Annotated in this window: 4 protein-coding genes and 2 pseudogenes; all 6 read right to left on the bottom strand. The window is 65.9% G+C overall.

What is annotated here, in order from left to right:
- A pseudogene (locus tag Q0U08_RS14575) lies at nt 1–961 on the bottom strand (sensor histidine kinase); the annotation flags it as partial.
- 58 nt (nt 962–1019) lie between these two features.
- Entirely contained in the window at nt 1020–1799 is a 780-nt protein-coding gene (locus Q0U08_RS14580) for an SDR family oxidoreductase (RefSeq protein ID WP_298092181.1), read from the bottom strand.
- A gap of 145 nt (nt 1800–1944) precedes the next feature.
- Nucleotides 1945–4749 (bottom strand): TonB-dependent receptor, encoded by a 2805-nt coding sequence (locus tag Q0U08_RS14585; RefSeq protein WP_298092182.1) that lies wholly within the window; start codon nt 4747–4749, stop codon nt 1945–1947.
- 260 nt (nt 4750–5009) lie between these two features.
- Nucleotides 5010–5543: a translation initiation factor IF-3 gene (infC, locus tag Q0U08_RS14590; protein WP_112381333.1), complete on the bottom strand. Its 534-nt coding sequence runs from the start codon at nt 5541–5543 to the stop codon at nt 5010–5012.
- 304 nt (nt 5544–5847) lie between these two features.
- A complete protein-coding gene (gene thrS, locus Q0U08_RS14595; protein WP_298092183.1) occupies nt 5848–7848 on the bottom strand; it encodes a threonine--tRNA ligase in 2001 nt (666 codons plus the stop codon).
- Nucleotides 7849–8119: 271 nt separating this feature from the next.
- A pseudogene (locus Q0U08_RS14600) lies at nt 8120–8478 on the bottom strand (LD-carboxypeptidase); the annotation flags it as partial.

Consider the following 8478-nt stretch of genomic DNA (forward strand, 5'->3'; position numbering starts at 1 on the left):
GCCGGTCGCGGCGGGCGACGTCGGCGCGGGCGCGGCGCTGGCTGTCGGCAAAGCTGCCGGCCAGATATCCGACCACCGCGATCATGCTCAGGCCCAGATGCAGGTGCAGCCGCTGTGGCGTGGCGACCGCTCCGGCGGTGCGCGACAGGGTCAGCACGACGACCAGCAGCAGCGCCGCCCAGGCCGCATGCCGCCCGAAGCGCAGCCCGATCCACGCCACCGCCAGCAGCACCGGCATCGGTTGCCACCCCAGCCCCAGCAGATCGAGCGCGGCGACAATGCCGATCGCGCCGCCCAGCACCAGCACCGCCTCGGCCAGCGCGGCGGCTTGCATCCGCGGCCAATGCGGCACGGCGCGACGTTCATTAAGACCGGCCACCCACAGTACCGGCGGCGCAAGGATCAACACTCCCAGCAGATCGCCCACCGTAAAGGCGGTCAGCGACAGGACGATCGACCGCGCCCCCTCCACCCCCGTCATGTCCGGCCGCAGCATCGCCTGCGGCAAGGCCACCAGCGCGGCGACATGCGGTGCTGCAACCGCGGCCAGCCCGAACGGCATCGGCGCGGCCAGCATCTCGGCGCGTCGCCCGCTCGCCAGCCGCCGAATCGCAGCGATGACCAGGCCATAGGCAAGTACCGGCCGCACGATCCCCATCACCGCCAGCGGCCAGTCCGGCGACGCAAAGGCGATCACGCCCTTCGCCGCATCCACCGCCAGCTCGATCAGCGCCACCGCCGGCGTGAGCCGCGCCCCAAGCCGCCAAAGCAACGCAAACCGCAACCCCGCCGCGGGAAACCACAGCGAGTAGAAACCCTCCCCGCTCCACCACACCGCCGCAGCGTGCGCCAGCGCGAAACCGATCCCATACAGCAGCAGCGGCACGGCATCGGCCCGTCGCGGCAACCAGGCGCGAAGACCGACATGCATGGCCTGATGATCGAACGGCATGGTGGCCATGATCCCTTGTGGCAGGAACCGCAGCAGAACCGAAGCCGGGAAAATCCCGGATGCGTACTTAACCCGGTGATGCAGCCGATCCGGCGAGCAGCCCGCCATCGACGTGTATCTCGGTTCCCGTCACATAGCCGGCCTCGTCGGAGGCGAGCATCGCGGCGACGGCAGCGACTTCTTCGGGCAGGCCGAAGCGCTTGAGCGGGGTATCTGCGACCAGCGCCTGCATCCGGGCCTCACGGTCAGACCCGGTGCCGAGCATCGGTTCCCAGATCGCGGTCAGGATCGCGGCGGGATGGACCGAGTTGCAGCGGATCTTCCATCCCTGCTGCGCGCAGTAGAGCGCCACCGTCTTGCTGTGGTTGCGGATCGCCGCCTTGGACGAGGCATAGGCGGCGGCGAGCGGGATGCCCACCACGCCAGAGCGCGACGCGATGTTGATGATCGCGCCCGTGCCGCGCGCCTTCATCGCGCCGATCGCGTAGCGACAGCCGAGAAACGTGCCGTCCAGATTGGTCCGGTGGACCGCGCGCCAGTCCGCCAGCGTCGCATGTTCGGGATCGTGCGACGCCGCTCCACCCTCGAAGCCGGTGATACCAGCATTGTTGACGACGACATCGACCTGGGGAACGACGCGCGCCAGCCGGTCCCAATCGGTCTCATCGCGCACGTCCAGCCGCTCGAATCGACAGCCGATCTGCACGGCGGTCTCCTCGCCCGCCGCTGCGTCGATGTCGGTGACGACGACGAGGCCGCCCTCGTCATGGAAGCGCTGCGCGATGGCACGGCCGATGCCGCGTGCGGCGCCGGTGACGACGCACGTCTTAATGTTCAATCGTTGCATGATAGTCTCGGAAAAACAGAGCCCAGCGATCGGATCGCTCCGATGGTGAAGACCTTCCCGCCTCAGCGGTGACGCTGGATCATGTCCGGAACTCCCTGGGGATGCCCGCGCAGCATAGGTCCGCGCGGCGCCCGGTGCAACGCGATCAGAACCGCGTACGCACCGTCAGGCCATAGGTCCGCGGCTCGCCCAGATAGGAGGTGAAGATCTGGTTCCCCACCCCGCCGAAGCGCTGCACCTGCCCCTGCGATCCGGCGCCCTGGAACGGGGCGTTGAACGCGACCTGCTGATAATCCTGATCGAACAGGTTCATTACCCAGGCCTCCACCGCCCAGACGCGGTTCGGCCCACGCAGGCCGATGCGCGCATTGGCGACGAAGAAGCCGTCCTGCTCCTTCTCGAAAAACAGGTCCGAACCGGTATTATAGTCCGAACTCATCCGGCCATCGGCGTAGAACAGCGCCGACAATCCCGATGAGCCCAGCTCGGGCGTCCAGCTCGCCGACAGGGTGACGACATTGCGCGGCGCGTTCGACAACTGGTTTCCGGGCAGCAGGAACAGCGCGGGGTCCAGCGGAGCCCCGGCCGCACTGCCCACCAGGTTCCGGCGCAGGCGCGTGTCGGCAAAGGTATAGCCCATGTTCAGCGAGAAGTTGCGCGCCGGATACAGGCCCGCCTCCACCTCGACGCCCTGGCTGCGCACGCCGAACTTCACATCGGACGTGCAGGCCCCGGTCGTGGCGCTGGCATCGCGGTCGCCGCCGTTCAGGCTGGTCGAGCAACTGCCGATATTCTCGACGACGAAGTTGGTGCCGTTGAAGGTGTTCAACTGAAAATTGTCGAAGTCGGACCGGAAGGCGGCGACGTTCAGCGTGAAGTCGGCCGAGGTGAACTTGAAGCCGGCTTCATAGGCGTTCACCAGTTCGGGATCGAAGCGCAGGTTGCGCACATCGCCGTTGCTGCGCGGGAAGAGCGCCGTACCCAGATCGGAACGGTCGAGATTATACCCGCCCGCCTTGTACCCGCGCGAATAGCTGGCATAGACCAGCCAGTTGTTGTTCGGCTTCCATGACAGCACACCGGTGCCGGTCAGTTGATCCTCCTTGAAGGAATCGTTCAGGTTCAGCGCGTTGAGCGCGGACGAGCTGTTGCCGGTACAGCCCAGCGTGATGATGCCGCCCGCCAGGCTGGCCAGCGCGGGATTGGCGAGCAGGCCGCCCAGACCGCCTTGCGCGGTGCCCGCCTGAAGCTGCGGGCAGATGGTGTTGTTATTGTTGAAGAAGGCGCGGAACGCCTTTTCCTCGCGCGTGTAGCGCAGACCCGCGGTGATGCTGATCGTATCGGTCAGGCGGAAGATGTTGTGGGTGAACGCGGCGTAGTTCTCGCTGTCCTGATAATAATCGGCGCGCGAGTCGCCGAGATTGTTCAGCCCGGACAGACGACGCAGATTGCCGATGATCAGCGGGGCCGCAGCCCCCAGTTGCTGGGTCAGTGCGGCCTGCCCGACCGGGCTGAGGCATCCCGATCCGGGCGTGGTGCCGCGCAGCACGGCGGCGGGGTTGACCGTGGCGACGATGCGGCAGGCCGCGAACAGGCCGTACTGGCTGCCGAATTGCAGGTTATCGCGGACCACCAGGTCTTCGTTCGAATAGAAGCCGCCGACCAGCCAGTCGAGCTTGCCGTCGAACGCCGAGCCTTGCAGGCGCAGTTCCTGGGTAAAGGTGTGGAACTGGCGGAAGGCGTTGCCGTCGTCGTCGCGGTAGCCGATGTCCAGGCTGCCATAATCGATGTCGGCGGCATTGCCCGACTTGTATTCGCGGTAGGCGGTGATCGAGGTCAGCGAGGCGCCGCCCAGATTCCAGTCGATCTGCATCGACCCGCCATAATCCTTGGTGACATTGGCATAAGCGCGTCCCGGCGAGTTGGCGATGCGGCGGTTATAGGGATCGCCGGCACTCGGGAATACGGCGCCGAGTTGCTGCATCACCTGAACGATGCGATTGCCCGCCGGGTTGATCGCGAAGTCGCCGGGCACGCCCGGCGTGGGATCGATCTTTTCGCGCAGGTCGACATAGACAGCGCCGCAGCATTTCTCGTTCCGGCGGGTGAAATCGCCGATCAGGCGCACCGCGATGTCGCTGGACGGCTCGAACAACAACTGCCCGCGCACGAAATAGCGGTCGCGGTCGTTATAATCCGTGTTGTTGACGACATCGTACAGGAAGCCGTCGCGCTTGTTGAACACGCCGTCGATCCGGAAGGCCAGCATGTCGGGGATGATCGGCCCGGTCAGCGCACCGGCCAGCCGGACATTGTTGTAATTGCCGTAGGTCGCCTCGCCATAGCCGCCAAAGGTGTAGGACGGCGCCTTGGTGATGATGTTGATCAGGCCAGCCGACGCGTTGCGGCCGAACAGCGTACCCTGCGGCCCGCGCAGCACCTCAATCCGGTCGACCTCGCCCAGATCGTTCAGGCCGGAACCGGTACGGCTGCGATAGACGCCGTCGATGAACACGGCGACCGAGCTTTCCAGGCCGGGATTGTCGCCCACCGTGCCGATACCGCGGATACGGGCCGATGCATTCGCCTCGCTGCCCGTCGAGGATACCAGCAGCGACGGTGCCAACTGCCCCAGCGCGCGAATATCGGTGGCACCGGAATTCTGCAGCGATTCCTGACTGATGGCGGATACCGCGATCGGCACGTCGGACAGTCGCTCGGCGCGGCGGGTGGCGGTGACGACGATGTCGCCGGCGTTCAGCGGCGCCTGTTCAGCCGCACGGGTCGTGTCCGCATCGGTCGCGTCACTGGTCTGCGCGCCCACCGCGGCATTGGCGGTGCCCTGCGCCGGCACCTGCGCTTGTTCGGGCGTGGTGGGAACATCCTGCGCCGCGGCGGGAACCGCGATGGCGAAGGTGGCGGCAGATAGCAGGAACGCACTTGCGCGCATCGGCTTCACTCTCCTGTCCTGAACCCGGCTGCCGGCTTTTGCCGATCCGCCTTTTCGTTTTTCCAGTTCGGGAGGAAGCTACGTGCGCAATGTTGCGAAAGTCTATCTTTTTCGAAGACGGAGTATCGGAATTTGCACTGTGTCACCGGAGCGCCACACTGGCGGGGCGATCTCGGCGGCCATTGGAAAGGCTCGATACCAAAAGAGCGCCCGCATCGCTGCGCGCGCTCTTTCCGGCAACCTGATCGGTCGGCCGCAGATTATTTCGGTGCGAGCACCATCAGCATCTGGCGGCCTTCCATGCGCGGATAGGCTTCCACCTTGGCGACCTCGTTCACCTGCTCCGCGACACGCTGCAGCACGTTCATGCCAAGCTGGCCGTGCGAAAGCTCGCGACCGCGGAAGCGCATGGTGACCTTCACCTTGTCACCCTCACCGATGAACTCGACCACCTTCTTCATCTTGGTGTCATAGTCGTGATCGTCGATGTTCGGACGCATCTTGATCTCCTTGATCTCCTGCGTCTTCTGCGACTTGCGGGCGAGGTTCGCCTTTTTCTGCGCCTCGTACTTGTACTTGCCGACGTCCAGGAACTTGGCGACGGGCGGATCCGCGTTGGGCGACACCTCGACCAGGTCCAGGCCGACTTCCTGTGCCTGCGCGATCGCCTCGCGAGTGTACATCACGCCGAGATTCTCGCCCTCATGGTCGATCACGCGAACCTTCTGGCTCTGGATCCACTCATTGAAGCGGGGACCATTCATCGGCGGCGCCTGCATCGGGCGGCGCATCATGGGAGGACGTATGGGTATTTCTCCTGTGGCAGTTGCCTTCTCAATATAGGGCAAATGCGGTTGGTTTGAAAGATGGTGTGCAGCGAGTCTTTTCCAAGGCCGCAGCCTGCCCCTCGCCCCTCCGGGGAGAGGAGTTTCGGGTCGTCCATGCCCCCGGCATGGACTGAACAGCGTGCGGCGCTGTTCACCCGGAAACTGGTGAGGGGCAGACCAGCAGTGCTGCGCTGCTTGGCGCCCCCTCACCCTTCCCACTGCCTCACGGCAGCGGGCCCCTTCCCTCTCCCCGTTGGAGAGAGGGATAATATCAGCGCAGATCCGGCGGGGTCGCCTCGCCCTTCAGCATCGCAACCGCCTCGTCCAGCGTCACGATTTCCTGCGCCTGGCTGCCCAGGCGACGGATTGCGACCTTGCCTTCCTCCGCCTCGCGCTTGCCCACCACCAGCAGCACCGGCACCTTGGCCAGGCTGTGCTCGCGCACCTTGTAATTGATCTTCTCGTTGCGCAGGTCGGTCTCGACACGCAGCCCCGCGGCACGCAGCGTCGTCGCCGCCTGCTCGGCATAGCCGTCCGCATCCGACACGATCGTCGCGACCACCGCCTGCACCGGCGCCAGCCATAGCGGGAAGCGCCCGGCATGATGCTCGATCAGGATGCCCAGGAAGCGCTCGAACGTGCCCAGGATCGCGCGGTGCAGCATCACCGGGCGGTGCCGGTTGCCGTCCTCCGCGACGTAGGACGCGTCCAGCCGCTCGGGCAGCACGCGGTCGGACTGGATCGTGCCGACCTGCCATGTCCGCCCGATCGCGTCGGTCAGGTGGAATTCCAGCTTGGGCGCGTAGAAGGCACCCTCGCCCGGCAGTTCCTCGAACTTCGCCTTGATCGTGTCGGACAGGTTGGACTGCTGCACCGCGCGGCGCAGTTCGTCTTCCGACTGGTCCCACATCGCGTCCGAGCCGAAGCGCTTTTCGGGGCGCAGCGCCAGCTTCACCGCATAATCCTCGAAGCCGAGGTCGCGGTACACCAGGTCGAGCAATTCGCAGAAGTTGCGCACTTCCTCGACCAACTGGTCCTCGCGCACGAAGATATGCGCATCGTCCTGCGTGAACTGGCGGACGCGCATGATGCCGTGCAGCGCGCCGTGCGGCTCGTTGCGGTGGCAGCAGCCGAACTCGGCCATGCGGATCGGCAGGTCGCGGTACGACTTGATCCCCTGACGGAAGATCAGCACGTGCGCCGGGCAGTTCATCGGCTTCAGCGCCATCAGGTCGGCGTCACCCGAAATCACCGCGCCCTCGTCCTCGGTGTTCGGGATCTCGTCGGGCACGACGAACATGTTCTCGCGATACTTGCCCCAGTGGCCGGACTGCTCCCACTGGCGCGCGTCCATCAACTGCGGGGTCTTCACCTCTTCATAGCCCGCCGCGTCGAGCCGGCGGCGCATATAGGCCTCCAGCTGGCGCCACAGCATGTATCCCTTGGGATGCCAGAAGACCGACCCTTGCGCCTCGGACTGGAGGTGGAACAGGTCCATCTCCGCGCCGATCTTGCGATGGTCGCGCTTGGCGGCTTCCTCCAGCCGGGTCAGATGCTCCTGCAATTGCTTCTTGCTGAGCCAGCCGGTGCCGTAGATGCGGCTGAGCATCGCATTCGCCTGGTCGCCGCGCCAATAGGCGCCCGACACACGCGTCAACTTGAACGCCGCCGGGTCCAGCTTGCCGGTCGTCGGCATGTGGGGGCCGCGGCACATGTCCAGCCATTCGCCCTGGCGATAGATGGTCAGTTCCTCGCCTTCGGGCAGTTCGGCGGCCCATTCGGCCTTGAACGTCTCGCCCTGCGCGGTCCAGCGATCGATCAGCTCCTGGCGCGACCACACCTCGCGAACGAACGGCTCGTTCCGGGCGATGATGCGGCGCATCTCCTCCTCGATCGCTGGCAGGTCCTCGTCGGTGAAGGGCCCGCGATCGGGATTGGGGGCGAAGTCGTAGTAGAAGCCATCGTCGGTCGCCGGGCCGAAGGTGATCTGCGTACCCGGAAACAGGTGCTGCACCGCCTCTGCCATGACGTGCGCAAAGTCGTGACGGGCGAGTTCCAGCGCGTCGGCCTCATCCTTGAAGGTGATGAGGGCGAGCTGCGAGTCGCCGGCAAAGGGCCGTGACAGGTCGCGCACTTCACCGTCCACCCGCGCCGCGATCGCGGCCTTGGCGAGCCCCGGGCCGATCGCGGCGGCCACGTCCGCCGGGGTAGTTCCGGGCGCGACCTCGCGGACGGAACCGTCGGGCAGCGTGATGCGGAACATGGCGGACATTATGCGACTCTCATGATGGAGGAACGCCCACGGCGCGCCGGGGCGGAGGCCATATAGGCGGATTGGCGGCGCGGGTCACCCTCCCGCATTTTCCGGGCGATTTCGGGTTCACGCGAAGACGCGAAGACGCAAAGAGGTCTCGTCTGGCACCCCGGCGCGTCAGCGCCATCGCAATCATCGCCTCGAACTGGGCGGCGCGGTGGCCCGCTCCCCAACATCTTCGCGCCTTCGCGTCTTCGCGTGAGAATCTATTCGTCTTCCGAACGACGGATCAGGCGATCCCGAACGGCACCAGACGGTTCGTCTGCGTATGCCCGATCTCCGCGCGACCGAGATAGGGCACCCCCATGTCCCCGCACCAGCGCCGGATCATGAACTCCAGGCTTTCGCCCCATTCGGGCTCATTGGGTTGCACCGCGGTCACCCCGCCCAGCCGCACGCCCGCCAGCCCCTTCAACTGCGTCGCGTTCGCCACCGTGAACAGCAATCGGTCGATCGCGTACATCGGCTCCGACACCTCCTCGATCAGCAGCACATGGTCCGTCAGGTCGGGCAACCACGGCGTCCCCACCAGCGCCGCCAGGATCGACAGATTGAACGCCGCCGCCGGCCGGCCATCCAGCCCCGGCT

The organism is uncultured Sphingomonas sp., assembly GCF_946477935.1.
Taxonomy (GTDB): Bacteria; Pseudomonadota; Alphaproteobacteria; order Sphingomonadales; family Sphingomonadaceae; genus Sphingomonas.